The sequence below is a fragment of the Lysobacterales bacterium genome, assembly GCA_014946745.1.
GTDB lineage: Bacteria > Pseudomonadota > Gammaproteobacteria > Xanthomonadales > Xanthomonadaceae > Aquimonas.
This window is the reverse complement of record JADCRD010000001.1, coordinates 715,783-741,016: the sequence shown is the minus strand read 5'-3', so window position 1 is coordinate 741,016 and position 25,234 is coordinate 715,783. Positions and strand designations below refer to the sequence as shown.

Annotated in this window: 17 protein-coding genes and 1 tRNA gene; 7 read left to right on the top strand and 11 right to left on the bottom strand. The window is 68.5% G+C overall.

The features are described 5' to 3' along the window. Nucleotides 1-207 precede the first annotated feature (207 nt). The 4 genes from H4O13_03065 to proB all read right to left on the bottom strand — a co-directional run bounded on the left by H4O13_03065 (nucleotide 208) and on the right by proB (nucleotide 7,448). The gene (locus H4O13_03065) at nucleotides 208-2,430 is read right to left on the bottom strand and encodes a GGDEF domain-containing protein (protein ID MBE5314364.1); all 2,223 of its coding nucleotides are present in this window, start codon (nucleotides 2,428-2,430) and stop codon (nucleotides 208-210) included. Continuing rightward, nucleotides 2,427-4,499 (bottom strand): GGDEF domain-containing protein, encoded by a 2,073-nt coding sequence (locus H4O13_03060; protein MBE5314363.1) that lies wholly within the window; start codon nucleotides 4,497-4,499, stop codon nucleotides 2,427-2,429. Before H4O13_03060 ends, H4O13_03065 begins: the two co-directional genes overlap by 4 nt. A 550-nt stretch (nucleotides 4,500-5,049) precedes the next feature. Beyond that, complete coding sequence (locus H4O13_03055; protein ID MBE5314362.1) at nucleotides 5,050-6,330, bottom strand: glutamate-5-semialdehyde dehydrogenase; 1,281 nt, start codon at nucleotides 6,328-6,330, stop codon at nucleotides 5,050-5,052. Next, nucleotides 6,327-7,448, bottom strand: a complete 1,122-nt coding sequence (proB, locus tag H4O13_03050) for a glutamate 5-kinase (protein MBE5314361.1) — start codon at nucleotides 7,446-7,448, stop codon at nucleotides 6,327-6,329. Before proB ends, H4O13_03055 begins: the two co-directional genes overlap by 4 nt. A 142-nt stretch (nucleotides 7,449-7,590) precedes the next feature. On the opposite strand from proB, the gene dnaE reads away from it, so the two are divergent. Beyond that, on the top strand, nucleotides 7,591-11,130 hold the full coding sequence (gene dnaE / locus H4O13_03045) for a DNA polymerase III subunit alpha (GenBank protein MBE5314360.1): 3,540 nt from the start codon (nucleotides 7,591-7,593) through the stop codon (nucleotides 11,128-11,130). 417 nt (nucleotides 11,131-11,547) lie between these two features. On the opposite strand, the gene H4O13_03040 is transcribed toward dnaE, so the two are convergent. From H4O13_03040 to pdxH, 4 genes are all read right to left on the bottom strand, one after another. After that, nucleotides 11,548-12,978 (bottom strand): hypothetical protein, encoded by a 1,431-nt coding sequence (locus H4O13_03040; protein ID MBE5314359.1) that lies wholly within the window; start codon nucleotides 12,976-12,978, stop codon nucleotides 11,548-11,550. Between the two features lie 94 nt (nucleotides 12,979-13,072). Then, on the bottom strand, nucleotides 13,073-14,356 hold the full coding sequence (locus H4O13_03035) for a polyhydroxyalkanoate depolymerase (GenBank protein MBE5314358.1): 1,284 nt from the start codon (nucleotides 14,354-14,356) through the stop codon (nucleotides 13,073-13,075). Nucleotides 14,357-14,562: 206 nt separating this feature from the next. Then, entirely contained in the window at nucleotides 14,563-15,408 is an 846-nt protein-coding gene (locus H4O13_03030; protein ID MBE5314357.1) for an ABC transporter substrate-binding protein, read from the bottom strand. Beyond that, a complete protein-coding gene (gene pdxH, locus H4O13_03025; protein ID MBE5314356.1) occupies nucleotides 15,381-15,974 on the bottom strand; it encodes a pyridoxamine 5'-phosphate oxidase in 594 nt (197 codons plus the stop codon). The genes H4O13_03030 and pdxH overlap by 28 nt, the downstream gene beginning before the upstream one ends. A gap of 240 nt (nucleotides 15,975-16,214) precedes the next feature. Here pdxH and H4O13_03020 point away from each other — a divergent pair, with 240 nt between their 5' ends. From H4O13_03020 to H4O13_03010, 3 genes are all read left to right on the top strand, one after another. Further along, nucleotides 16,215-18,371, top strand: a complete 2,157-nt coding sequence (locus tag H4O13_03020) for a thioredoxin family protein (protein ID MBE5314355.1) — start codon at nucleotides 16,215-16,217, stop codon at nucleotides 18,369-18,371. 34 nt (nucleotides 18,372-18,405) lie between these two features. Next, nucleotides 18,406-19,032, top strand: a complete 627-nt coding sequence (locus tag H4O13_03015; protein MBE5314354.1) for a redoxin domain-containing protein — start codon at nucleotides 18,406-18,408, stop codon at nucleotides 19,030-19,032. A gap of 176 nt (nucleotides 19,033-19,208) precedes the next feature. Beyond that, nucleotides 19,209-19,748: a DUF2062 domain-containing protein gene (locus tag H4O13_03010; protein MBE5314353.1), complete on the top strand. Its 540-nt coding sequence runs from the start codon at nucleotides 19,209-19,211 to the stop codon at nucleotides 19,746-19,748. A gap of 106 nt (nucleotides 19,749-19,854) precedes the next feature. Here the strand turns inward: H4O13_03010 and H4O13_03005 are convergent. Continuing rightward, a tRNA-Ser gene (locus H4O13_03005) sits at nucleotides 19,855-19,945 on the bottom strand. Between the two features lie 260 nt (nucleotides 19,946-20,205). On the opposite strand from H4O13_03005, the gene H4O13_03000 reads away from it, so the two are divergent. After that, nucleotides 20,206-20,907: a serine/threonine-protein phosphatase gene (locus tag H4O13_03000; GenBank protein MBE5314352.1), complete on the top strand. Its 702-nt coding sequence runs from the start codon at nucleotides 20,206-20,208 to the stop codon at nucleotides 20,905-20,907. A 30-nt stretch (nucleotides 20,908-20,937) separates the two neighbouring features. On the opposite strand, the gene H4O13_02995 is transcribed toward H4O13_03000, so the two are convergent. Beyond that, nucleotides 20,938-21,618, bottom strand: coding sequence for an aminopeptidase P family protein (locus tag H4O13_02995; GenBank protein ID MBE5314351.1), 681 nt, complete (start codon nucleotides 21,616-21,618; stop codon nucleotides 20,938-20,940). Between the two features lie 163 nt (nucleotides 21,619-21,781). Between H4O13_02995 and rnt the strand changes: the two genes are divergently transcribed. Continuing rightward, nucleotides 21,782-22,447, top strand: a complete 666-nt coding sequence (rnt, locus tag H4O13_02990; GenBank protein ID MBE5314350.1) for a ribonuclease T — start codon at nucleotides 21,782-21,784, stop codon at nucleotides 22,445-22,447. Between the two features lie 304 nt (nucleotides 22,448-22,751). Here the strand turns inward: rnt and H4O13_02985 are convergent, their stop codons facing one another. Beyond that, on the bottom strand, nucleotides 22,752-24,020 hold the full coding sequence (locus tag H4O13_02985; protein ID MBE5314349.1) for a hypothetical protein: 1,269 nt from the start codon (nucleotides 24,018-24,020) through the stop codon (nucleotides 22,752-22,754). A gap of 119 nt (nucleotides 24,021-24,139) precedes the next feature. On the opposite strand from H4O13_02985, the gene thiD reads away from it, so the two are divergent. After that, on the top strand, nucleotides 24,140-24,970 hold the full coding sequence (thiD, locus tag H4O13_02980) for a bifunctional hydroxymethylpyrimidine kinase/phosphomethylpyrimidine kinase (protein ID MBE5314348.1): 831 nt from the start codon (nucleotides 24,140-24,142) through the stop codon (nucleotides 24,968-24,970). The last annotated feature ends 264 nt before the right edge of the window (nucleotides 24,971-25,234 follow it).

Here is a 25,234-nt window from a genome sequence, read left to right as displayed (position 1 = left end):
ACGGATCACGTCCATCGTGGACCTGATCCGTGGTCGCGAGTCCGGCGCAGGTCCGGCTCCGCTTCCGCCGGATCAAACGCTGAGGTGCTCGATCCGCGAGCGCGCCCCCTTGGCGCGCCGCATCGCTCAATTCTTCAGCCTTGCTCTGACCTGCTGCGAAAACGCGGGTCGCCTGCGGCAGCGGGCCGGTACCGCTGCGGCCGGCTCTCAGGCCGCCACCACCGCGCTCTGCGTCCGCAGCAGGCCGCTGCGCTCGGCGGCTTCGAAATCGATCTCCGGGGCGCGCAGCGCATCCGCCTCGCCGCTGCAGTCGACCACCGCCACCGCACGGCTGCGTCCACGACTCTTGGCTGCGTACAGGGCCAGATCGGCAAGTCGCAGACGCTCCTCCCAGCGGAGTGCGTCCCGACTGCTGGGCAAGTGATCCAGGCACAGGCCCATGGAGGCCGTGACGCGCAGACTGCCGTTGGGCAGCTCGATCGGCTCGGCGGCGATGCGCTCCAGGATGCGTCGTCCCAGCCCCAAGGCCTGCTCGCTGCGCATGCCGGAGACGTGGAGCAGGAATTCCTCGCCGCCCCAGCGGACGACCAGATCCTCGCGGCGCAGGCAGGCCTGGATGCGGCGTGCCACTTCGATCAGCACCGCATCGCCCGAGGCATGGCCCCAGCGGTCATTGATGCGCTTGAAGTGATCGATGTCGAGCAGAAGCAGCGCGCCGCTGGCGGCGGGCTCCGAGCCAAGGGCCTGCATGCGAAGCTCAAAGGCTCGCCGGTTGCCGAGACCGGTCAGGGTGTCCTGTTCGCTTTCGCGGCGCAGGCGCTCGCGGCGTTCGCTGAGTAGCCGCTCGCGCTCGCGCAGGCGCGCGTACAGCAGCCCCCCCAGCAGCAGCAGCACGGCAAGCAAAGCCAGCAGCAGAAGCCAGATGCGCAGGATCAGATCCTGGCTGGCGATCTCTTCGTTGCGCGTCGCCAGCTGATCTTCAAGCAGGGCCATGTCGCGCTGACGCACCTCGGCATCGAAGCTGGACTGGATCTCGCGCAGAGCGGCATCGAGGTTGTCCTGGCGGATTCGCGCCGACAGCGTGCGCTCCCGGTGGTACAGCTCAAGCGCTCCGCGGGCGTCGCCGGCCGCGGCCAGCGCTTCGCCGAACTCGCGCAGCATGTCGACGCGCTGGCCATCATGGCCCTGGTCTCCCAGCAGCGCTTCTGCAAGAGCCATCTGCGCTCTGCCAGCCTCGATCTGGCCCAGGCCGATGTAGGCGAGCCCAGCGTTGCTGCGGAGCGCGAACAGCACCCTTCGCTCCTTGAGCTGTTCGGCCAGCGGCAGCGCCTCCAGCACCGTGCGCAGCGCCTGCCGGGGCTGACGCAGCCGCAGCTGCGAGTCAGCGAGGTTGTTGAGCAGCATCACCTGCGGACGCTTGAGGTCCGCCGCGCGCGCGAGGGCCAGCGCGCTGCGCAGGCGTGTGGTGGAGGTGCGGGCATCACCGGCATCGATGGCCACCACGGCCTCGTTGACCAGGGTGCGGATGCGCAGCTCAGGGTCGCCAACCTGCTCGGCCGCACGTCTCGCCTCGCGCAGCAGCCGCTGGACCTCGGCCTCGGACTCACCTGCCTTGGAGGCGAGAAATCCCAGCAGCGACCACGTCTGCGCGGATCGATAGCGGTCGCCGGCGGCGAGCGCGAGCGCCAGCCGCCCCTGCGCCATCGCGCGCGCCTGCGCCAGCACGCCATCGACCAGGGCCTGGCGTTCCAGCAGCCGTTCTGCCTGCCAGACGGCGCGGTAATCGCATTCCGGAAACCCCTCCAGACCCGGGCGGCGTGCGCGCGCCTGCGGCGCCTCTTCGAGCACGGACTCGGGCCGCAGCGCCGCCGGCAGCGGACAGGCCGCGCGGAAGAACGCCAAGGCCGCGCGGGCGCGCTCGGCGGCCTCGGTGGGACGGTTCTGCAGCTCCGCCAGCTGGGCCTGCATGAGCGCGAGATCGGCCGCCGCCGCGGGCGCTGTGACATCGATCGGAGCGCCTTCGGCGGTGGCTGCCGCCAGCGCCTGCGCCAAGCCCTCGGTATCGCGCGCCTCGACCCGCACCTGCAGCTCTGCCCGCCACAGGAGGCGCGCGCGCGGATCTGCGGTCGCGTCTCCGATCGACCAGCCGGCGCCGAGCGCGGCCAGCGCAGCGCGTGCCCGATTTGGGTCTTCCGCCGCCAGACGCACGGCCGCATCGACGCGCGCAGCGGGCAGTTCAGGGTCAGCCGAGTTGAAGCCGATTGCGGCGAGGGCTCGCGCATCCGGCGCAGGCGCGTCTGCAGCGAGGGTCTGCCGCGCTTGCGCCGGCGCTTGCGCCAGCGCCAACAGGCCCAGCAGCAGCGTGCAGCACGCCCTGCACCCCCAAGGTGCCCAGCCCACGACCGCCACGACCCCGTGTCGGCGCTTCATGGCAGGGGCTCCGCGCCCACCACCACCTGCAGGCCGATCCGCCCCAGGGCCTCCGCGTGCTCCACGTCGGCGATGACTGCTTCGAAGTTGGCGGCGGCCCCCTCGCGAACCCAGATGACACCGCATGCGCGATGCCGTCCACGCAGCTTGGCGAGATACAGAGCCGCATCGATCAGGCGCAGCGCCTGCTCGAAGGGCAGGCTCAGAGCCGCTGGCGGCAGCGGCAGGGCGGCGTAGCCGACCGATGCGCTGACCGCGATCCGCAGGCCATCGATGAGGATGGGGCGCGACAGCTCGGCGAGCAGGCGCTCTGCGAGATGGGCCGCATCCGCAGGCGACAGCCAGTCGACCGCAAGCAGAAACTCTTCGCCGCCCCAGCGCGCTGCCAGATCCTGACCCCGGCAGATGCTGCGCAAGCGACGCGCGGTTTCCACCAGCACGGCGTCGCCCACGGCATGACCGTAGCGGTCGTTGATCAGCTTGAAGTGATCGAGGTCGATGAGCATGAGGGTGCCGGTGTAGGCCCGCTGGCCCTCGGCATGCTGGACCACCGCCTGCACGTGCCGGCGGTTGGCGAGACCGGTCAGCGGGTCGCGCTCGCTTTGCATGCGCAGCTGGGCGTTGATGCCAGCCAGGTGGAGATTGCTGGCACGCAGGCGGCGCAGGCCCACCACCATCAGCAGCAGGGCCAGAGCCAACAGCAGAACCAGCAGAATCCACACCCACTGCTGCAGCCGATTGCGCTCGAACTCCGCCGCCTTGCGGGCGTTCTCGGCCTCGAGCTGTTCGATCGCTTTCTCGCGGCGCTTGGCTTCCACTTTCTCCTGCAGCGCGAGCACCTCGCGCTGCTGGTCTTCGCGGAAGATCGCATCCTGCAGCTCACGCGCCGAATGCAGGGCCTCGATCGCGGCAGGCAGATCGCCAGCGCGCTCGAGGGCGGCGCCGAGCTCGGCGTAGGTGAGGGCGAGCTCGTTGCGCAAGCCCTGCAGGCGTTCGTACTCGATGCTCTGCGCCACCAGCGCCTTGCCTTCCTCGATCTGCCCGAGGCCGATGCGGGCGAGCCCCAGGTTGACCAGCGCAAGCGTGCGACCGTTCGGGTCCTCGGAGGCTTCCGCGATCGCCAGCGCCTCAAGCGAGAACCGCTCGGCCTCGGCGTACTCGAAGTTCACCAAGTGATAGTGAGCAACGTTGCCGAGCAGCACCGACAGCCCCGTCTGGTCGCCCGCCTGGCGCGCGTGATGGATGGCCGACTGCATCGATTGCAGCAGACCTTCGGAATCGCCGGAAGAGTCCAGCACCACGCCCAGCGTCGTGTAGGCCTCACTCAGCAGGGTGTCATCGCCGAGCTCCTTGGCCAGTTCCAGGGCATCACGCGCCATCGCCACCGCCCGATCATGCTGGCCGAGCTGCGAGAGCACGCTCGCGTAGGCGGAGCGGATGGTCGAGCGCCAGCCGGGCCGGCCCAGTGCATCGGCAAGGTCGCTGGCGGTCTGGAAGGCCTCGACGGCCTCGCCGAACTCGGCATGGCTGCCGAGGCCGGATGCCAGGTTGAACCAGAAGCGCATCCGTTCGCGCGCGCCGAGTTCGGTGTCGACGCGCGCAGCCATCGCCCGCAGTTCGGCGATCTGCACCGTGCCGTCGCCCTCCATCAGCTTGACCCGCAGGCGGACCATCGCCGCGACCAGATCGCTGCCATCCGCGCGCGCGCGCTGGCGATCTTCGAGGGCTGCGGCCACCGCTTCAGCGGCGTCCTTCATGTCGGCGTTGGCGTACATCCGCCCCTGCATACCCAGCAGTTCGCGGCGCAGAGGAGAGCCCTCATCCAGCGCCTGCAGCAGGCCGCCGAGCTTCTCAGCCGCCTCGGCAGGCCGCATCCAGTCACGGTCTTCGATCTCCAGCGACTGCTGCAGAATCTCGGCCTCGTGCGCGCTCAAGACCGATGCGGGGTTCGGCGCGGGCGCGGGGCTTGAGGCCGACGGAACGCCCGTGGCGGCTGGCTGCGCTTGCACGCAGGACGGCCAGCCACCGGCCGCACTCAGCAGCAGGCAGAGCAGGCCGCGGGACAGCACGTGCGTACGAAGGTCCAGGCGTGGAGCCTCTGGAGCGTGGGGCTGGCCAGGCTAAAGCAAGCCATGTGCCGGCCTGCCGTCATCGCGGCCGGGCAGGGTCCGCAGCCGCCCGGGTCGACCCGAACCGCAGCGGAAAGCATGCCTATGGCTGGCACGCACGCGTACCCCAGGATCACGCATGCCCGGCCGACGCGAAAGGGAGCAGACCCGCTGGAGGTCGGCCATGCCCCCGATGAGGCAGCTCGCCAGCAGGCCATCGGGTGGCCTGCGCGCCTGCGCGGCCCGGAGCTTTCGCCGATGCCTCGCCTGCAGCGCCACCACAGGCCGACGAAACGTCGAACCGCCGCTCCCGTGCCTCACGCCTTCTCCTCGATGGCTGCCACCGCGCAGGCGTCTGGCAGCTTGTTGAAAAACTCCCTTCCGGGGAGTGTTTCAAGTCGGCGGTCCGGCGCAGGTCCGTACCGCCTCACGACAAAGCAATCGCTTACGCGCTTGCTTCGTCGTCCCGGCCATCCCTGGCCGGGCTAGCAGGCTCTTTTTCAACAGCCTGCTAGCCGCGCGCCAGATAGTCGCCGCGACCGATCCACTTCCAGCTGGTCAGCTCGGCCGGCCCCACCGGGCCACGCGGCGCCAGCCGGCCTGTCGCCACCGCCACTTCGACGCCCATGCCGAACTGGCCGCCGTCGGTGAAGCGCGTGCTGGCGTTGTGGTACACCGCCGAGGCATCAACCGCATTCAGAAAGCGCGACACAGCGTGCGGATTCTCGCTGAGGATGGCCTCGGAGTGGCCGCTGCCGTGCTCGGCGATGTGCGCGATCGCGGCGTCGACGTCGTCGACCAGGCGCAGGCCCAGCACAAGGCCCATCCACTCGCGATCGAAATCTCCGGACGCCAGGGGCTCGACGCGGGCGCCGCCGGCTGCGAGCAGGCTGGCGGCTTCACCTTCGGCATGGAAGACCACGCCGAAGGCCGACAGCCGCTGGGCCAGCGCCGGCAGCAGACGCTCGGCAGCGCCCGTCTGCACGAGCAGGGTATCCAGGGCATTGCACACGGCCGGACGCTGCACCTTGGCGTTCTCGATCAGGTCGAGCGCGCGCGCAAGATCGGCACTGGCGTCGACGTAGATGTGGACTACGCCGACACCGCCCGCGATCAGCGGGATGCGGCTCTCGCGCCGGCACAGGTCGACCAGGCCCTGGCCGCCGCGCGGCACCATCACATCGATACAGTCGGCCAGCTGCAGCAGCTCGGACACCGCCTCGCGCTCCGGCGCATCCAGGAAGCTGACGAGCGCCTCGGGCAGGCCCGCATCGCGCAGGGCCGCGTGCAGGAGGGTGACCAGGGCGAGATTGCTTTGCCGCGCCTCGCGGCCGCCGCGCAGCACCACGGCGTTGCCGGACTTGAGTGCCGCCGCCGCGATGTCGATGGTGACATTGGGCCGGGCCTCGTAGATCACTCCCACCACACCGATCGGCACGCGCCGACGGACAAGGTGCAGGCCGTTCGGCAGTTCGCGCTGGTCGAACTCCTCGGCCAGCGGATCGGGCAGAGCGGCCACGGTGCGTACGTCGTCGGCCAGCCCGTCGAGACGCGGGCCATCCAGGCGCAGCCGATCGAGCAGCGCAGGACCAAGCCCCGCCGCGGCACCCGCTTCGAGATCACGCGCATTGGCTTCGATCAGCGGCGCGCGCTGGTCGTGCAGCCGCTGTGCGATGTCGAGCAGCAGTGCCGCCCGTGCCGCGCCATCAAGGCGAGTGAGCGCAGGCTGTGCGGCGCGGGCGGCGCGGGCCTGGGCGGCCAGGCGCTGGGCGCGGGAGGTGGCTTCGGTCATGTCAGTGTCTCTGCGGCGCGCGGGGCCAGCACCAGATCGTTGCGATGGATCACTTCGTCGCCGTAGCGATACCCGAGCAGGCCTTCGATCTCCTCGGACTTGCGGCGAAGGAGCCGGGCCAGATCCGTTGCGCTGTAGGCGGCGATGCCGCGGGCGACTTCATCGCCGGCCGCGTCGAGCACCTGCACGGCATCGCCGCGGTCGAAGCTGCCGCTGACCTCGACCAGGCCCACGGGCAGCAAGCTGCCGCCGCGCAGCAGCGCCGCCGCCGCACCGGCATCGATGCTCAGCGTGCCGCGCACCGTACCGCCGGTGATGTAGCGCTTGCGTGCGGCCAGGCGCTCGCCCTGCGGCGCGAAGCGCGTGCCAATGGCCTCGCCGCGCAGCAGCCGCGTGAGCACGTCCGGCTCGCTGCCGGCCGCGATGTGGGCGACCGCACCGCCGCGGCGCGCCAGTTCGGCTGCGCCGAGCTTGGTCGCCATGCCGCCCGTGCCGAGCTTGCCGCTGCCGCCAGCGGCCGCACGCAGCTGCTCGGGCAGGGCGCCGGGCCCGACCTCGCGAATCAGTTGCGCACCCGGATGGCTGCGCGGGTCGCTGTCGTACAGCCCGGCCTGGTCGGTGAGCAGGATCAGGCGATCGGCGTCGACCAGGCTGCAGACCAGGGCCGACAGCATGTCGTTGTCGCCGAGCCGGATTTCCTCGGTGGCGACGGTGTCGTTCTCGTTGACGATCGGCAGCACGCCGTGGGCAAGCATCGTCAGCAGGGCTTCGCGCGCATTGAGGTAGCGCCGCCGGTTCTCGACGTCACTGCGGGTGAGCAGCACCTGCGCCACTTCGACGGCGTGTTCGCCGAACAGGCGCTGATACAGCGCGTGCAGGCGCGGCTGACCGACCGCCGCATGCATCTGCTTGACCGGCACATCGCGAGCCGGCGCCGCATTCAGCGCACTGCGGCCGGTGGCGACCGCGCCCGAACTGACCAGCACCAGATCGTGGCCCGCCGCACGCAGGGCGGCCAGCTGCCGACACAGCTCGGTGAGCCGCGGTAGATCCGGGCCCGGGCCGCCGGCGGTGACGGTGGAGGTGCCGAATTTGACGACGATGCGCTGTCGCGACATGGGCATGCTGCGCTGCGAAAACAGCGGCGGATGCTACCGGATGTGAGGCGCCGCCACGCCCCTGGCCCCGTCCATATGCTGTCAAGGCTTGTTCGGCTTGAGACGCGGCCGTAGGCTGGCCGACCTGCCGGATTGCCCAGCCATGCCCGTGCGTTTCGTTCATCTGCACCTGCACAGCGAGTTCTCGCTGGTCGACTCCACCATCCGCCTGCCGCAGCTGATCAAGCGCTGCGCGGCGCTGGAGCTGCCCGCGGTGGCAGTCACCGACCTCTCCAATCTGTTCGGCCTGATCAAGTTCTACAAGGAAGCGCAAAAGGCCGGCATCAAGCCGATCGCCGGCAGCGACGTGATCGTGCAGGCCACCGATGGCAGCCTCTCGCGACTCACTCTTCTGTGCCGCAACCGCGAGGGCTATCTGAACCTCTCGCGTCTGCTCTCGCGGGCCTTCCTCGATGGCCACCAGGGCGATCATGTCTGCGTGCGTCCGGACTGGGTCGCCGAACATGCGGGTGGCCTGTTCGCGCTGGCGGGGCCAGGCAGCGACATCGGCCAACTGCTGCGCGAAGGCAAGCCCGAGCTGGCCGAGGCGCGCTTGCGCGAACTGCAGCAGCGCTTCGACGACCGCCTGTATCTGGAACTGGTGCGCACACAGCGCGAGGGCGAGGAGGACTTCATCGCCGGCGCCTGCGACCTCGCCATCCGCCGCGGCCTGGGCGTGGTCGCCAGCAATGACGTGCGTTTTCTCGAAGCCGAGGACTACGAGGCCCACGAGGCCCGCGTCTGCATCTCGACGGGCCGTGTGCTGGGCGACCCGCGGCGTCCGCGCGAGTACTCGGACCAGCAGTACCTGAAGTCCTCCGACGACATGGCGGCGCTGTTCGCCGATATTCCCGCCGCGCTGGACAATTCGCTGGAGCTGGCGCGCCGCTGCAACCTCGAACTGCGGCTGGGCACCTACTTTCTGCCGGCGTTCCCGGTGCCGGACGAGCACACCCTCGACAGCTGGATCCGCAGCACCGCGCACGAGGGCTTGAACAAGCGCCTTGAGAAAGCACCGATCGCGCCGGGGCATACGCGCGAGAGCTACTTCGAGCGGCTCGACGTCGAGCTCGGGGTGATCTGCAAGATGGGCTTTCCGGGCTACTTCCTGATCGTTGCCGACTTCATCAACTGGGCCAAGCAGAACGACATCCCGGTCGGCCCCGGCCGCGGCTCGGGCGCGGGCTCGCTGGTGGCCTGGGCGCTGGGCATCACCGATCTGGACCCGATCCCCTACGACCTGCTGTTCGAGCGCTTCCTGAACCCCGAGCGCGTGTCGATGCCCGACTTCGACATCGACTTCTGCATGGACCGCCGTGACGAAGTCATCGACTACGTCGCCCGCAAATACGGCCGCGACCGGGTCAGCCAGATCATCACCTTCGGCACCATGGCGGCGAAGGCCGCCGTGCGCGACTGCGGCCGCGTGCAGGGCCTGCCCTTCCCCGCCGTCGACGGCGTCGCCAAGCTCATCCCCAACACCCTGGGCATCTCGCTGGACGACGCGCTCGGCCGCAGCAAGGCCGCGCAGGAGGACAAGGAGCTCTGCTCAGCCGAGCTGATCGATCGCTATCAGCACGAGGACGAAGTCCGCGACCTGATGGACTTGGCGCTCAAGCTCGAAGACCTCACCCGCAATGCCGGCAAGCACGCCGGCGGCGTGGTGATCGCGCCCGAACCCTTGACCGAGTTCAGCCCGCTGTTCGCCGAACCGCCGCCGAAAGAGCCCGGCGCGCTGCGCAGCGTGGTCACCCAGTACGACAAGGACGATGTCGAGGCCGCAGGGCTCGTGAAGTTCGACTTCCTCGGCCTGCGCACGCTGACCATCATCGACTGGGCGGTGAAGGCCATCAATCGGCGCCTCACGCGCGAAGGCCGCGAACTGCTGGACATCACCGCGCTGGCGCTTGAGGACAAACCCAGCTACGAGCTGTTCGCCCGCGGCGACACCGTGGCCGTGTTCCAGTTCGAATCGCGCGGCATGCGCGAACTGCTCAAGCGCGCGCGCCCGGACCGCTTCGAAGACATCATTGCGCTCGCCGCCCTGTTCCGACCCGGCCCGCTGGGCTCAGGGATGGACAAGGAATGGTGCGACCGCAAGCACGGCGAGACCGCCGTGACCTATCCGCATCCGCTGCTGGAGCCTGTGCTGTCGCCGACCTATGGCGTCATCGTCTACCAGGAACAGGTGATGCAGATCGCGCAGGTGCTGGCCGGCTACACGCTGGGCGGCGCCGACATGCTGCGTCGCGCGATGGGCAAGAAGAAGCCCGAGGAGATGGCCAAGGAGCGCGCCAAGTTCGAGGCCGGCTGCGCCGAGCGGCAGATCGATCCGCAGACCGCGACCTCGATCTTCGACCTGATGGAGAAGTTCGCCGAGTACGGCTTCAACAAGTCGCACTCGGCGGCCTATGCGCTGGTCGCCTACCAGACCGCCTGGCTGAAGGTGCACTACCCGGCCGAGTTCATGGCGGCGGTGCTCTCGTCCGACATGGACAAGACCGACAAGGTGGTCACCTTCCTGGCCGAATGCCGGGTGATGAAACTCGATGTCGCCCTGCCGCATGTGAACCGCAGCAGCTACGCCTTCGAGGCCGACACCCCGCGCTCGATCGTCTACGGCCTCGGCGCGATCAAGGGCATGGGACGGCAGGCCTGCGAGGCCATCGTCGAAGCGCGCAGCAAGGGCGAGTTCACGAGCCTCTACGACCTGTGCTCGCGGGTCGAGGTGCTGCGCCGCAACCGCCGCAGCCTTGAGACGCTCATCGCTGCCGGAGCCCTGGATGGCCTAGGGGCCAACCGCGCCAGCCTGATGGAGCAGCTGCCCGACGTGCTGCGCGCCTGCGACCAGCAGGCCAAGGCGCGCGAGGTGGGCCAGGTTTCGCTGTTCGACCTGGGCGGCAGCGCGCGGGAACCGGCGCTGCCCGCGCTGGCGAACGTGCCCGAGTTTCCGCTGGAGAAGCTGCTGGAGGACGAGTACCGCGTGCTCGGCCACTACATCAGCGGCCACCCCATCGATCCGTGGCGTGACTTGTTGGGCCAGGTCGTCACCTGCGATCTTGGCGGCCTCGACAAGGCCTACGCGGACCGCAAGTTCGCTCGCGGCACCGAGGCCAGCGTGCTGCTGGCAGGCGTGGTGGGCGATGTGCGCCGCAGCGGCGACAGCCGCGCCTTCGTTCAACTGCAGGACGGCCGCGGCCAGATCGAGGCCGCACTGTTCTCCGAGGCCTGCGCGCAGTACGCGCCGCTGATCAAGAGCCGCGAGATCGTGCTGGTCGAGGGCAGCCTGCAGGAGGACCGCATGGGCGACGGCTACAGCCTTCGCCTGCGTCGCCTGCTGACGCTGGAGGAGCTGTGCGCGAAGCACAGCCGCCATCTGCTGCTGAAGGTCGACAACCGCACGCACGATGCCCTGGCCAAGGTTGAGGAGCTGCTGGCCAGCCATCGCCCAGGCCACACCGGCGTGCAGATCGAGCTGATGATTCCCGGCGCGCGCGGGCGCCTGTATGGCGACGGCGGCTTCGCGGTGCGGCCCACGCCGATGCTGCCGCGGCTCTTGCGCGAGATCCCCGGCGTCGAGGTCGAGCTGCGACTGCAGAAGCCCGAGCCCACGCCGATGCCGGAGCGGCGCGCGGCGGGTTGAGCTTTTGGGGCAGGAACGAGGGGAGAGGAGTGAGCGTAGGAGGCAGGAACGAGGGAAGAGGAGTGAGGAACGAGAGAAGAGCGGGGTGCGGCTGGACCCGATGCCGCTGTCGGTGGGTCAAGACCCACCCTATTCACTGTCCGCGCCCATAGGGTGGGTCTTGACCCACCGACGCTCGAACCTCTCCGCTCCCATAGGGTGGGTCTCGACCCACCGACGCTCGAACCCCTCCACGTCCATAGGGCGGGTCTTGACCCACCGATGTCGAAACCTTCCTTGCGGCCAATCCTTTAACGCAAAGGGCGCGCTATCGCGACGAGGGCAGCGCGCACGTGCGGGCTCTGACGCGAGCGCAAGCAGGCGTCGCTGCATTCAATCGGCGAACGGCTGACGTTTCTGCGGAAGATCGTGAAGCCCCTATCTCCAGAACGCGATCCGTCGCGGTGGCGCGGCCGGCCGCGCCTCGCGGTCGACCAGCACGCTATCGCGCGCGGCGACGGGAAGTCGCGCGACTTCGAGCACGTGCTGGCCGGGTGGCAGTTGTGCGATCGGGATCATCGCGAGAAAGGCAGGCAGCTCCGCGTCTGTGCCGATGCGGAAGCTGAGCGGCACCTGCAGCGGCTCGCCGTTCAGGCGCAGCGCATGCAGGCGTGACGCGCAGTCGAGGACGCGGGTGGCCGCCTCGGCCTCGGCGGTCTCGGCGTCGCGCAGGCGCTGCAGCGTTGCAGGGTCGGCATCCAGCGCGCGGTACGCGGCATGACTCTCGGCGGCCGCCGTTCGGAGGTCTGGCTCGGCGCCCGGACAGAGCGCTTCCAGTGCCGTCGGATGCTGCTGCACCTGATAGGGAATGACCAGCCGCAGATAGTCGCCGCGCGCCTGCTGGGACTGCACATAGGGCACCAGCGCGTGCACGAGCGGGTCGCGCTGGTCGCCATAGTGGCCGGGCTGAATCGCATGCGCGCCGTCGAGCTGGGCGACGAAGCGGGCCTCACCGGCCGACAGCCGCGCGCGGTCCCAGAGCAGGTCGGCCACCGCGATGCCCATCAGCGCGTACAGCAGAGCGAGAAGAATCAGCGTGCCGCGCACCGCGCCGAAGCGGCTGCTGAACACCAGCATCAGGCCGGTGCTGAGACGCGACAGCGGCAAGCGCAGCTGCAGGCGCTGCAGGGGCGCCACCCAGGCCAGCCAGGCACCGGCCCGGCCCTTGCGCGACACCCTGCGATCAAGCCAGTTCGCCAGCAGGCTGCCACCCACCCACAGGGACACCAAGGTGAGCAGGATGCCCTCGAAAAAACGTCCTCCGAAAGGCCAGGCCAGCAGCCAGGCCAGCAGAATCAGCAGGGCCGTGGTGATGAGAGAGAACAGCGTCGCCACCACCATCAGCGCCGCCACCGCGAACATCTGGCTGGCGATGTCGTCGCTGCGGTCGATCAGCCGCTTCAAGGTGGGCAGCTCGCGCCGCGCGACGGCACGGAAATGCGGGCCATAGCGCAATCGCCGCCAGCGGATGCCGCCCGGATAGACCGAGCGCAGGCCGATAGCCGCCACCCACAGCGCGCGCGTCATCAGGTGCGCGACCAAGGTGAAGATCAGGGTGTAGGCGATGACCTTGGCGAACATGCCGGCCATGCCGACCAGTTCCTGCAGATCACCGCCCAGCCGCACATCCCAAAACTGCAGCTGCGCGCTGAGCCAGGCGGGCACCTGCATCAGCGTGAACAGGGTTGCGCCCGAGAGCAGCAGTTCGACTTCCCAGGTCGGGGCGGTTTCGCCCGGCAGGCGGAAGGGCGAGAGCGCAGGCTTGTCCGGCCCGGGTCGTGTGCTCTCTCTGCTCTGCTGCTCCGCCATGTCGCGCTCCTTCGTCAAGGGCGCGATGATGCGGCAAGCATGGACGTGAACACAGCCCCGGGCAGCGGCCTGGGGCGGGACACTTGCGAGTGCCTCAACGCTTGGCGCGGGGCGCGCGCGAGGTGTCGTCAGGCTTGGCGATGTGGCGACGGATGAACTCGCGCAGCTTCGGGTACACCGTCTCGCGCCAGCGCCGACCGCTGAAGATGCCGTAGTGGCCCGCGCCGGGCACTTCGTAGTGCTCGCGCATGGACTCGGGCACGCCGGTGCAGAGGCGGTGCGCGGCGCGGGTCTGGCCGATGCCGCTGATATCGTCGAGCTCGCCCTCGATGGTCATCAGCGCCACGCCCTGGATGTCCTGCGGGCGCACCCGCTCGCCGGCCACGTCCCATTCGCCCTTCGGCAGCAGATGCTGCTGGAACACCACGCGGATGGTGTCGAGGTAGTACTCGGCCGGCATGTCGAGCACCGCGTTGTACTCGTCATAGAAGCGGCGATGGCCTTCGGCATCTTCCAGATCACCACGCACCAGATCCTCATAGAAATCCCAGTGCGAGCTCATGTGCCGGCCCGGGTTCATGGCGATGAAGCCGGCATGCTGAAGGAAGCCCGGATAGACGCGACGCCCGGTGCCGGGATAGTTCGGCGGCACGGTGTGGATGACGGTGTTCTGGAACCAGCTGTGCGGCTTGTTCACCGCGAGATCGTTGACCTTGGTCGGCGACTCGCGCGGGTCGATCGGCCCGCCCATCATGGTCAGCGTGCGCGGCAGCACTTCACCGCGGCTCGCCATCAGCGAGACCGCCGCGAGCACCGGCACGGTGGGCTGGCAGACCGAGATCACATGCAGGTTCTTCGCACCGATGTGGCGGATGAATTCCTGCACGTAGGCGATGTAGTCGTCGAGATGAAAGGGCCCAGCCGACAAGGACACCATGCGCGCGTCGATCCAGTCGGTGATGTAGACCTTGTGGTCCTGCAGCAGGGTCTTGACGGTGTCACGCAGCAGGGTCGAGTGGTGCCCGGACAGCGGCGCCACCACCAGCACCACCGGATCGTCCTTCAGATCGTTCACCACCTCCGCGTCGTCGCTGAAGCGTTTGAAGCGCAGCAGCTTGCAGAAGGGCTTGCTGAGTACGCAGTACTCGACGATCGGGATCTCATGTCCGTGCGCCACCACCGAACGGATGCCGAACTCGGGCTTTTCGTAGTCCTTGCCGAGGCGGTACATCAACTCGAAGCCCGCCGCCATGCGATCGGCGCCAGGCAGCTTGGACATCCAGCTGCCGCTGCTCGCGTACATGCGCGCGGTGGCTTCGGAGTAAGCAACCAGCGGGCTCAGCAGCGAGCGCTGGAATTCGTGCAGGTGGTAAAGCATGGGTGCCTCCTCGTGCTGCAGCGGGCCAGGCTGCGGCGCCTCCTATGGCATGGCCCTCTTGCGGGGCGTGGAGGCTGCCGCGGACCGTCAGGCCGGGCGATGGATACGCGGTAGCTGTTGCGTTGCAGCAATCATGCCATGCGGCAGCGGCGCGCACCGTGTGCGCCCGATCACGGACGCAGGCGACGGCCGGAGGCGCCTTGCGCTCACGCGAGGCGATTCTGGTGATGCGACCAGCGCTGGATGTGACGCGCCAGCTCGGCCACACCGTCGGTCAGCGCCGCCGGCCCCGGCTGCAGGATCAGCGGCGACTTTATCTCGACGAGGAAACCGTCGCGCACGGCAGGCACGCTGTCCCAGCCCGGGCGAGCGGCGACCTGTTCGGGCCGGAACTTCTTGCCGCACCAGGAGCCGAACACGATTTCCGGCGCACGCTCGATGATGGCGTCGTCGCTCGCGAGGATGCGCTGCTTCGCCAGCGACTCGGCGGCGAGCTCGGGAAAGATGTCGTCGCCACCGGCGATGCCGATCAGCTCGGAGACCCAGCGGATGCCGCTGATCCGCGGCTCGTCCCATTCTTCGAAGTACACGCGCGGGCGCACCGGCAGCTTCGCGGCCGTCTCCGTGATCGCGTCGAGCCCGGCAGCAAGCCGATCGGCCAGTGCATCAGCCCGCGCGGCCGCGCCGACCAGCGCGCCGAGCCGGCGCACATAGTCGAGGATCTCGGCCACGCTGCGGTGGTTGGCGATCCACACTTCGACGCCGCGTCGGATCAGCTCGGCGGCGATGTCGGCCTGGATGTCCGAGAAGCCGATCGCGAGATCGGGCTTGAGCGCAAGGATGGCCTCGACCTTGGCCGAGGTGAAGGCGGAGACCTTCGGCTTGTCGCGGCGGGCCTCCTTCGGGCGCACGGTGAAGCCGCTGATGCCCACGATCCGATCCTGCTCGCCGAGCAGGTAGAGCGTCTCGGTGGGCTCCTCGGTCAGGCAGACGATGCGGCGCGGGCCGCGCAGGAACTGCGCGCTCACGGATACAGCAGGCGCTTGGCCCATTCGCCGTCCACGCGCTCGTAGCGGTGGCGGTCGTGCAGGCGCGCCGGCACTCCGTACCAGAACTCGATCATGTCCGGCACCACGCGGAAGCCCGACCAGTGCGGCGGCCGCGCGACTTCGCGGCCCTCTAACTCGCGCTCCAGATCGACGATGCGCTGATCGAGCGTGGCGCGGCTGTCCAGCGTTTCCGACTGCAGCGAGGCCCAGGCGCCGATCTGGCTGGCGCGCGGGCGCGACGCGAAGTAGGCGTCGGCCTCGGCAGTGCTCACGGGCTGCACGGCGCCTTCGATCTTGGCTTGCACCTGGTAGCGCAGGGTCTTCCACAGGAACAGCAGGGCCGCCTGTGGATTGGCCTGCAGTTGCCGGCCCTTGCGGCTGTTGAAGTTGGTGTAGAACACAAAGCCGCGCTCGTCGAAGTCCTTGAGCAGCACGGTGCGCGCCGAGGGTTTGCCCGCGGCATCGCAGGTGGCAACGGTCATTGCGGTGGGTTCGGGATCGCCGGCGGACTTCGCTTCTTCCAGCAGATCGCGGAAGGTGATCAGGGCTTCGGCGTAGAGGTCGCTCATGCGGGGCTCCGGGGGCGAGTCGCTGTGAATGTGTACAAACCGTCGCGACAGTGTCGAGGCCGCGCGAAATCCTGCGCTTGAGTTCGCGCAATGCGCGCGCAGCCAGTACCAACGGGGGAGGCGCGCAGTGTAGCGCCGCAGGCACCCTGCACCGTCTACATCGCACGCACGCGTCTCACGAGCAGGAAAGCGCGACGCTGGCGTCGGCCCCGCATTCGCGATCCAAGGAACGTCTGCCGCGTGTTCGCATCGCCGCCATCTCCGCTGTTCGCACTCGGTCTGTTGGCCGCTCTCGTTTCGGCGCCGGTGGCAGCCGCGGAATCCGAGCTGCTGCACACCGACCATCTGCGCTCGCGCCTCGTCGCGGCCAGCGATGCGGCTGTGCCTGGGCAAACGCTCAAGCTTGGCCTGCTGCTTCAGCACGACACGGGCTGGCACACCTACTGGAAGAACCCCGGCGACTCCGGCCTGCCCACGCGGATGGACTTCGCGCTGCCAGACGGCCTCGCAGCCGGCGAGATCGAATGGCCGCTGCCCGAACGTCAGCCGGCGGGCGGTCTGGTCAACTTCGGCTATAGCTACGAGGAGCTGCTGCCCGTCAGCGTCACCCTACCGGCGGACCTCTCTGCAGAGTCGATCGCGATCGCGCTCAAGGCCAGCTGGCTGATCTGCGAGCTGGAGTGCATACCGGGCAGCGGCGAGTATCGCCTGGAGCTGCCGGTCGCTCGGTTCACCGAACCCAGCGCGCATGCCGAGGCGTTCGCGCGCGCCGCCGCGAGGCAGGCGCGGGCGGTCGAAGTCGATGCTCGCTACAGCGCCGAGAAGAGCGGCGTGCGCATCGCCATACCGCTCGCGGGCCCGTTGGCTGAGACCTTCGCGGCCGGCACCGCGGGCTGGACCCTGATGCCGGCAACGCCGCAAGTACTGGCCAATGCCGATCCACCGCGCTTCGCGCTGGAAGACGGCCAGCTCCGCATCGAAGTCGCGCGCTCCGAGTTCTTCGCTGGCGCGCCCGAACGCATCGAGCTGCTGCTGAGCAACGGCGAGCGCGGCTACACGATGTTTGCGCGCCACAAGGCCGACGCAAGCTCTGAAGCCACCGCGGCGGGCGCTGCCTCGACGCCTGATCCAAGCCGCAGCATCGACCGCAACACGAACTCCGGTGCACAGGTCGGTCTATGGCTGGCGCTGGTGCTGGCCTTTGCCGGCGGCCTGGTGCTGAACCTCATGCCTTGCGTGTTTCCGGTGCTGAGCCTGAAAGCACTGGGCGCGATCGAATCCGCGCACGACGCCGCCGAGATGCGGCGGCACGGCTTTTGGTACACCCTCGGCGTGCTCGCCAGCGTGCTGCTCGTGGCCAGCATCCTGCTCGCCCTGCGCGCCGGCGGCGAGGCCATCGGCTGGGGCTTCCAGCTGCAGGAGCCCGGCTTCGTCGCCGCCATCGCCCTGCTGCTGTTCGCCATGGGCCTGTCCTTCTCCGGCCTGTACGAATTCGGCGCCGGCATCACCGGCCTCGGCCAGCAGCTCACCGAGGGCGGCGGTCGCCGCGGCGCCTTCTTCACTGGCGTACTGGCCTGTGTAGTCGCCAGCCCTTGCACGGCGCCCTTCATGGGCACGGCGCTGGGCGCCGCGCTGGTGCTGCCGGCGCATGAGGCCCTGCTGGTGTTCGCCTTCCTCGCGCTGGGGCTCGCCTTTCCGATGCTGCTGCTGGGCTATGTGCCGGCGCTGGCGAGGCTCCTGCCGCGGCCGGGCGCATGGATGCAGACCTTCCGCGAGCTGCTGGCGTTTCCGCTCTATCTCACCGTGCTCTGGTTGGCCTGGGTATTTGGACGGCAGACCGGGATGCTGGCGCTGACCGCTCTTGGCGCCGGTTTCATCGCCGTCGCCTTCGCCCTGTGGTTGCTGCGGCGCGCGCAGGGCCGCGAGAGCGGCGCCCTGCCCCTGCACGCACTGGCGGTTCTCGCGCTGATCTCCGCGCTCGCGCTGCCGCTGCTCGCGCCGCGCGAAACCGTCGCCGCGAGCGGATCGGAGGCCAAGGCCCTGCACGAGCCGTGGACGCCCTCGCGCTTCGCCGCACATCGCGCCGAGGGTCGGCCGGTGCTGGTGAACATGACCGCTGACTGGTGCATCACCTGTCTTGCCAACGAGCGCGTGGCTCTGTCGTCCAGCGCGTTTGCGGAGGCACTGGAGGCGCGCGGCGTGGTGTATCTCAAGGGCGACTGGACCCGTCAGGACGCCGACATCACGGCCTATCTCGAATCCTTCGGCCGCAGCGGCGTGCCGCTGTACGTGCTGTATCCCGCGCAGGGCGAGCCGATCGTCCTGCCACAACTTCTGACGCCCGCGATCGTGCGCGAGGCGCTCGAAGCCCTGCCCCCGGCAGCCGCCGGCGGCTGATTCCACCCACCCAGCAACGCAGCAGGAGACCCGCATGAACCGCATCGCCCTGTCCCGCCTCGCCTTCGCCAGCCTCGCCGCCTTCGGCTTTGCCGTCGGCAGCGCATCGGCCGCGCCGGAAATCGGTGCCGCAGCCCCGTCCTTTACTCTGACCGACGCCGAGGGCAAGACCCACTCGCTGGAAGACTTCCGCGGCAAGACCGTGGTGCTGGAGTGGACCAACCACGACTGCCCCTTCGTCAAGAAGCATTACAACGGCGAGAACATGCAGAAGCAGCAGCGCGACGCCTCCGAGGGTGGCGTGGTGTGGCTGACCATCAACTCTTCGGCCCCCGGCAAGCAGGGCCACGTCAGCGCCGATCAGGCCAAGCAGATCGCCGCCGGCTGGAATGCCGCCAACGCAGCCTATCTGTTCGATAGCGACGGCACCGTCGGCCGCGCCTACGCCGCCAAGACCACGCCGCACATGTACGTGATCGATGCCGAAGGCGTGCTGCGCTACAACGGCGCCATCGACAGCATTCCCAGCGCCGATGTCGCCGACATCCCGAAGGCCACCCAGTACGTGCCGACCGGGCTGTCCGAGCTCGCCGCGGGCGGCAGCATCAGCACCGCAGTCACCCAGCCCTACGGCTGCAGCATCAAGTACGCGGATTCCTGACCCGTGCGCGATCGGGGGCGGTGATCGAACCGCCCTCCGATCGGCTTGCACGCAGCGCTGTAGAGACTCTCGCCCGCGACTTGCGGCGAAGCTCTCCGCCGGTGCAGCTCGCGTCAGCCCGCGTTGGCGCGAGCCTCACTAGACTGCCGCGCACCCCCACCCGGCGAGCCGCACGCATGGCCTTCCGCGCCCCGACCCCCGAGCAGATTCGCAGCGGTCAGCTGGGCCGTCTGTTCGGGCCGCGGCTTGCCGACCGCAGGCTGTGGACTCGGCGTCGCCGAAGCGTCGCACTCGGCATGGCGCTGGGCGTGTTCTTCGGATTCCTCATCCCGCTGGGCCAGTTCCTGTTCGCCGGCGCCTTGGCCATCCTGCTGCGCGCCAACGTGCCGACCGCGCTGGTCAGCACGCTGGTCACCAACCCCTTCACCTTCGGCCCGGTCTATTACGCGGCTTATCTCGTCGGCAGCTGGGTGCTGGGCGGCGCACCCAATGAGGCCGATGTGCACGGTGCGCTCGCGGCCGCTGGGTCGGCCAGCGGCTGGTCGCACTGGTTGAACGGCGTGGGCGCGCCACTCATTACCGGCCTCGCGCTGTTCGCCTGCGTCGGCAGCACGCTGGCCTACGTTGGAGTGCGCTGGATCTGGAGGTTCGGCGTGCTGCGACGACGCCGTCGCCAGCGTATGGCGCGTGCGGCACGGCGGGTCAGCCTGGTCTGAGTTGCCCGTCGCGCACTGCATTGGCTGCGCGAGTACCTGGCCACGTCGACCGGCTTCGGAAACAACAAAGGCCACAGCGGTGAACGCGGTGGCCTTTGTTCTTGTCTGGCGGAGAGGGAGGGATTCGAACCCTCGATACGCCGGAGGCGTATACCGGATTTCGAGTCCGGCGCATTCGACCACTCTGCCACCTCTCCAGGTGGTTCTTGCCGCACAAGCGGGCTGCGCTGCAAGGCCGCGCATCATACGGACCGCATCGGGTCCGCACAAGCCCGACCAGCAGCAGTGCGACTTGCGTCGAGTGCGCGCCGCATCTCGCGTATCCGGGCCGCACCTGCTTCAACCCGCTGCGCTGACGGACATGGCCTCCGTTCTCCGTATAGGATTGCAGGAACATTGCGATGCCGGCCGAACGCGCGACCTGCATCCACACCCGCCAATACGCAGGTCTGCACGCATGATCGAATTCGGGCTGCTCAGTCACGTCGGGCTGCGTCGCGAGCACAACGAGGACACCTTTTACGGCGATAGCGAACTCGGCCTCTGGCTGGTGGCCGACGGCATGGGCGGGCATGAGTTCGGCGAGGTGGCCAGCGCGATGGCTCGCGATGCGATCGTCCGCGAGGTGCGCAGCGGTGCCTCCCTGAGCGCGGCGATCCAGCGCGCTGACGAGGAGCTCATCGATCACAGCCGACAGCGCAGCGATACGCTGCCCATGGGGACCACCGTCGCCGTGGTGCGCGTGCAGCGCGATCGCTTCGAAGTCGCCTGGGTGGGCGACAGCCGAGCCTACCTGTGGAACGGCAGGCTGCAGCAGCTCTCACAGGATCACAGCTATGTGCAGGAGCTGATCGAACAGGGCGCGATCACGGCCGAGCAGGCGCGCAGCCATCCGCATCGCAACGTGGTGACCCAGGCGCTCGGCGTCACCGACCCGGACAACCTGCGGGTCGAGACCATCAGCGGCGAGCTGAAACCCGGTATGCAGCTGCTGCTGTGCAGCGACGGCCTCACGGAGGAAGTCGATGATGGCGAAATCGAACGCACGCTGGCGCGCAGTGACCTGAGCGCGCAGGAGTGTGTAGATCAGCTGATCGTCGCGGCCCTGGATGGCGGCGGCTCGGACAACGTCACCGTGGTGCTTGTGCGTCGGCACTGAGGGCAAGCGAAGTCGCGGCAGCACACTCGCTCAAGCCAGCAGCAGATCCTCGAAGAACGCACCGATCGGCAGGATCGGGTGGCGCAGCTGGATCTCCAGCACCCACAATCCTGACGCTGGCGCGAACTCTGCGGCAGCGAGTTTCCCCGCCTTGTGCACAGCGTGCGGAAAATCGCCCAGCCGATGCCCGGGCGACCCGAGGTTCAAGATGTAGCCGCGCTGCTCGGCCGCCCGCTCGGCAAAGGCATAGAGCTGCTGGCCAGTACAGCCGGTCCGCCAGTGCTCGGCGACCACCTCGAACAGTTCGCGCGCTGCAGCGGCGATGGCGTGATGCGCGGGATCGTCCCCGAGCACAAAGGTGTCACCGTAATCGCCCTCGTGGCCATCCCAAACTGGACCGATGTCGATGAAGAACAGATCGTTCACAGCGAGCACGACGTCGAGCTCCGAAGCCTCCTTGTAGAGCTTCAGGGTGTTGCGGCCGAAGCGGATATGCGTCGGGTGCCAGACCCGATCGAAGCCGAGGTCCCGGAAGATCTGGTCTGCAAGGCGGTGGGCTTCGTCCTCGCGCATGCCCGCGCGCAGCTGCTCGGCAACCCGCCGCGTGGCCTCGCGAGAACGCTCACGCGCCGCCAGAAGGCGTGCGGCATCGAAGCCGATGCCAACACCCTCGCCCGGATGAGGACCCGCCCCCCAAGTCTGTATCGACATCCCGGAGACTCCACGTGTTGATCGAGCGCGCACCTTGAGCAGACCCGAGAGAACAGTCAAGCCAGCGAGCCGAACCCAAGCTGCTATCCTGCGCCGCGATGAGACCCTCCCGCACGCTCGGCGAGCCGAGCCCAGAATGACAACGCCACAACCTGCACGCTCGATGGCGGCGCGATTCCGCGGCTTCCTGCCTGTCGTGGTGGATGTCGAAACCGGTGGCTTCGATGCAGAGCGCCACGCCCTGCTGGAAATCGCCGCGTCACCTATCGAGATGGATGAAAGCGGCCGCGTTTTTCCTGGGAACGTGGTCTCGACTCATGTGATGCCCTTTCCGGGGGCCGAGATTGACCCCAGGGCATTGGAGGTCACCGGCATCGATGTCGACCATCCATTCCGTGGCGCCCTCAATGAGCGCGCCGCGCTGGATCACCTGTTCATTCCCATTCGCGCGGCGGTGAAACGGTATGGCTGCCAGCGAGCGGTACTGGTGGGGCATAACGCGGCCTTCGATCTGGGCTTTCTCAACGCCGCGGTCAGGCGCACGAGCCACAAGCGCAACCCCTTCCATCCGTTCAGCTGCTTCGATACGGCCACCCTGGCTGGCCTCGCCTTCGGCCAGACCGTGCTGAGCCGGGCTGTGCAGGCCGCCGGCATTGCCTGGGACAGCGCCGAGGCCCACTCCGCCGTGTACGACACTGAGCGAACCGCCGAGCTGTTCTGCGCGATCGTCAACCGTTGGCGCGAGTTGTCGCGCCTGGATGCGGGTGCTGTTGACGAGGCGCTGCTGGCAGAGTCGCGCGACGCCAGCGGCAGCATTCTGATCCCCTGAAGGCATTCCCGCTTCAGCCATCCCCAGTTTCAGACGCGAGCCGGCGTGAATCAGCGATGGCACGCGCAGTGACCCAGCGGCGCGGCGCTGATCGCCCCGATGCTTCTTTGCGCCCAACTCGCGAGAGCCGCACGACCCGCGCAGCGCCGGGCTCAGGCCCTGCCCGATGACCGCCAGTCACGCTCGCGCACTGAGGGAACGGCATTCGCGCAAAAAAAGAGGGCTCCACCTGGGTGGAGCCCTTCGAGATCAAGCCCTGTTAACTTGAGTCCTCAGGAGTGCCCTGCCAGCGGCAGGGTGGAAACTAGAACGCCACCGACCAGTTGAGCTCCACCTCCACCTGCGATCCTTCGCGATAGCGGTTGCGGAACGGGTTAGGCCCCAGGATGTATTGCGCCGGCGCATAGCTCGCACCGATGCTGAAGGAATTGCTGTCAGTCAGCTGACGCTGGTAACGAGCGGAAACGTGATTGCCGCTATAGAGCTCGCGGAGCGCGAGGTCGAACAGTGGAGACGTTGGCGAGGGCTGCTGCCGCGTAGTGACTTCCAAACCCCACTGACCACCCGTCGCGTCTGCGAGTTCAGCGCGCGCGGAGTACACGTTCAGGTCACGCCAGGCGAACACCGGCGCGGAACCATCGCCGAGCAGCGCCAGGAGCTGGGTCGGCAAGGCATACGTCGTAAACGCAGCGATATCGCTGTAGAAAACCCGCTCAGCGCCCAGATGAACCGACACGCCCTGCGCCGGCCTGAGGCCCAAGCTGAGCCCCGTGCGCGCCGGCATATCGAAATCACCGGGCTCCGAGAACAGGCCGCGGTACGTCTTGAAAGCGTCCATGTCCACCCGCGACTGCAGGTTCACTCCGAACACCAGACGCTCACCCAAGCCGGAGTTGAAGCCCAGATGCACGCCTTGACCGTAGGACTGCTCAGTCACGCCCTGCGCCGAACGCAAGCCCATCTGCGGCAACCACTGGCTGGAGGCGCGGACCTCGCCGAACCCCGGCGTGGCAAAACGCTGGCTGGCCACAGTCAGCCCGAAGCGCAGCTCAGACGCCGCGCCGACCTTCGCTTGAAGCTGGGGCGAGAACGCAGCCGCGCTGAAGCGCGATGTCTCGACGGCGAAACGCGCCAGCGGAGACTCAGCGCCAAAGGAGGTGCCGCTGTCGCCAAGGGCGGAAGCCAGTGGCGCGGGCGCGAATGCGGCCTGCACGGAAAGCGAAAGGCGGCCAACAGCCTCGCGCAACACGGCGGAACCACCACCCGTCACCGGCTCTGCCGCTGCGTTTCCAACCGTACCGAGCGCCTGCTGGAAGTCGCTCGTCAAACTGAGTCGGGCGTACTCCCGCCAAGCTTGGGATTCATCGATCCTCTCGCCCGCGTCCGCGAAGGGTGCGGCCAGCAACAGCGGAACGACCAGCGGAGACAACGCCCGCGGGCGCAGCAATCCGGACTTCGTTTCGTGGCGGCGTCGCACCGTGTGTATCCCCTTGAAGACCTCCCAAGACGCGAGAGGCGGTCGCAGTATGGACAAAACGCAACAGCGACACAAGCACTCGCTGCGCGCGCGCAACACCGACCCATTCCTGCTGGCCGAACGCGTCAGACCCTCTACTGAGCACCCTCGCTCGCGGATACTTGGGGAATGGGCGTACCCACGCTCAGTCCCCCTCCACCCCCGAGGCCACAACCATGTCGCTTTCCAACAACAGCCTTGAGCGCCCTCCCTCGGTCCTGACCATTGCAGGTTCGGACTCCGGCGGCGGCGCGGGCATCCAGGCCGATCTCAAGACGTTTGCGGCGCTGGGCGTGCATGGACTCACCGCGATTGCCGCCCTGACGGCGCAAACCACACGCGGTGTCACCGCAGTCGAGCTGCCCTCGTTGGAGTTCCTGCATGAGCAGATCCGCTGCCTGCTCGAGGACTTCGATGTTCGGGCCATCAAGATCGGCATGCTGGCGGATGCGCCTCGCATCCACTGCGTCGCTGACGCACTTGCCGCACGTTCCGACATTCCCGTCGTGCTCGATCCGGTCATGGTCGCGAGCTCCGGCGCGCGCCTGCTGGCGGCAGACGCGATCACCGCCCTGCGGGAGTCACTGCTGCCCCGCGCCGCCGTGCTCACGCCCAACCTGCCGGAGGCGGAAGTGCTGGTGGGCAGATCGCTGGCAGACGCCGCCGCCTGCGCCGGGGCCGCCACCGAGCTGCGTCGACTCGGAGCGCGCTGGGTTCTGATGAAGGGCGGGCACCTTAGCGAAGGCGCCTATGTCCACGATCGACTCTTCGGCCCGGACCTGCAAGCGATGAGCTGGACGCAGCAACGACTGGATCTGTCGCCTCACGGCACGGGGTGCACTCTCTCCTCAGCAATTGCCGCAGCAATCGCACTGGGCATGGACGTCCCGACCGCAGTCGAGCACGCCATCCGGTTCGTTCACCGCGCCCTGCATGGCGCCTATCGCCCCGGAACGGGCGAGCTGTCGGTACTGGACCACGCCAGCGCAGGCCGAAGCACAGCCTAAGGCAAGGCTCAAGAATTCAGCGTTTTCGCGCGCCATGGCGGGCACGCCCGCGGATCGGGCACGTCAGTGCTTGATCCGGAGCAAGCGAGTCCGGACATGTGCCGGACTCGCGCCCGCGGATCAAGGCCAGGATGGACTCGAGCAGGGTTGCACAAAGTCTGCGACCAAGCCCTGCGGCCCCTGCGGAAGACGGGTGGCGCGTCGCAACAGCACGCAGGCTCCACGCGCGGACCGTTGTACTCCGCTTCAGCTTGCCCTGACACC

Bases quoted from the DNA above. Each gene is read 5' to 3' on its own strand.
- H4O13_03035 (MBE5314358.1), bottom strand. From the start codon at position 14,356: ATGCTTTACCACCTGCACGAATTCCAGCGCTCGCTGCTGAGCCCGCTG.
- dnaE (MBE5314360.1), top strand. From the start codon at position 7,591: ATGCCCGTGCGTTTCGTTCATCTGCACCTGCACAGCGAGTTCTCGCTG.
- H4O13_03055 (MBE5314362.1), bottom strand. From the start codon at position 6,330: ATGACCGAAGCCACCTCCCGCGCCCAGCGCCTGGCCGCCCAGGCCCGC.
- H4O13_03030 (MBE5314357.1), bottom strand. From the start codon at position 15,408: ATGGGCCAAGCGCCTGCTGTATCCGTGAGCGCGCAGTTCCTGCGCGGC.
- rnt (MBE5314350.1), top strand. From the start codon at position 21,782: ATGGCGGCGCGATTCCGCGGCTTCCTGCCTGTCGTGGTGGATGTCGAA.
- H4O13_03010 (MBE5314353.1), top strand. From the start codon at position 19,209: ATGGCCTTCCGCGCCCCGACCCCCGAGCAGATTCGCAGCGGTCAGCTG.
- thiD (MBE5314348.1), top strand. From the start codon at position 24,140: ATGTCGCTTTCCAACAACAGCCTTGAGCGCCCTCCCTCGGTCCTGACC.
- pdxH (MBE5314356.1), bottom strand. From the start codon at position 15,974: ATGAGCGACCTCTACGCCGAAGCCCTGATCACCTTCCGCGATCTGCTG.
- H4O13_03065 (MBE5314364.1), bottom strand. From the start codon at position 2,430: ATGAAGCGCCGACACGGGGTCGTGGCGGTCGTGGGCTGGGCACCTTGG.
- proB (MBE5314361.1), bottom strand. From the start codon at position 7,448: ATGTCGCGACAGCGCATCGTCGTCAAATTCGGCACCTCCACCGTCACC.
- H4O13_03040 (MBE5314359.1), bottom strand. From the start codon at position 12,978: ATGGCGGAGCAGCAGAGCAGAGAGAGCACACGACCCGGGCCGGACAAG.
- H4O13_03000 (MBE5314352.1), top strand. From the start codon at position 20,206: ATGATCGAATTCGGGCTGCTCAGTCACGTCGGGCTGCGTCGCGAGCAC.
- H4O13_03015 (MBE5314354.1), top strand. From the start codon at position 18,406: ATGAACCGCATCGCCCTGTCCCGCCTCGCCTTCGCCAGCCTCGCCGCC.
- H4O13_02995 (MBE5314351.1), bottom strand. From the start codon at position 21,618: ATGTCGATACAGACTTGGGGGGCGGGTCCTCATCCGGGCGAGGGTGTT.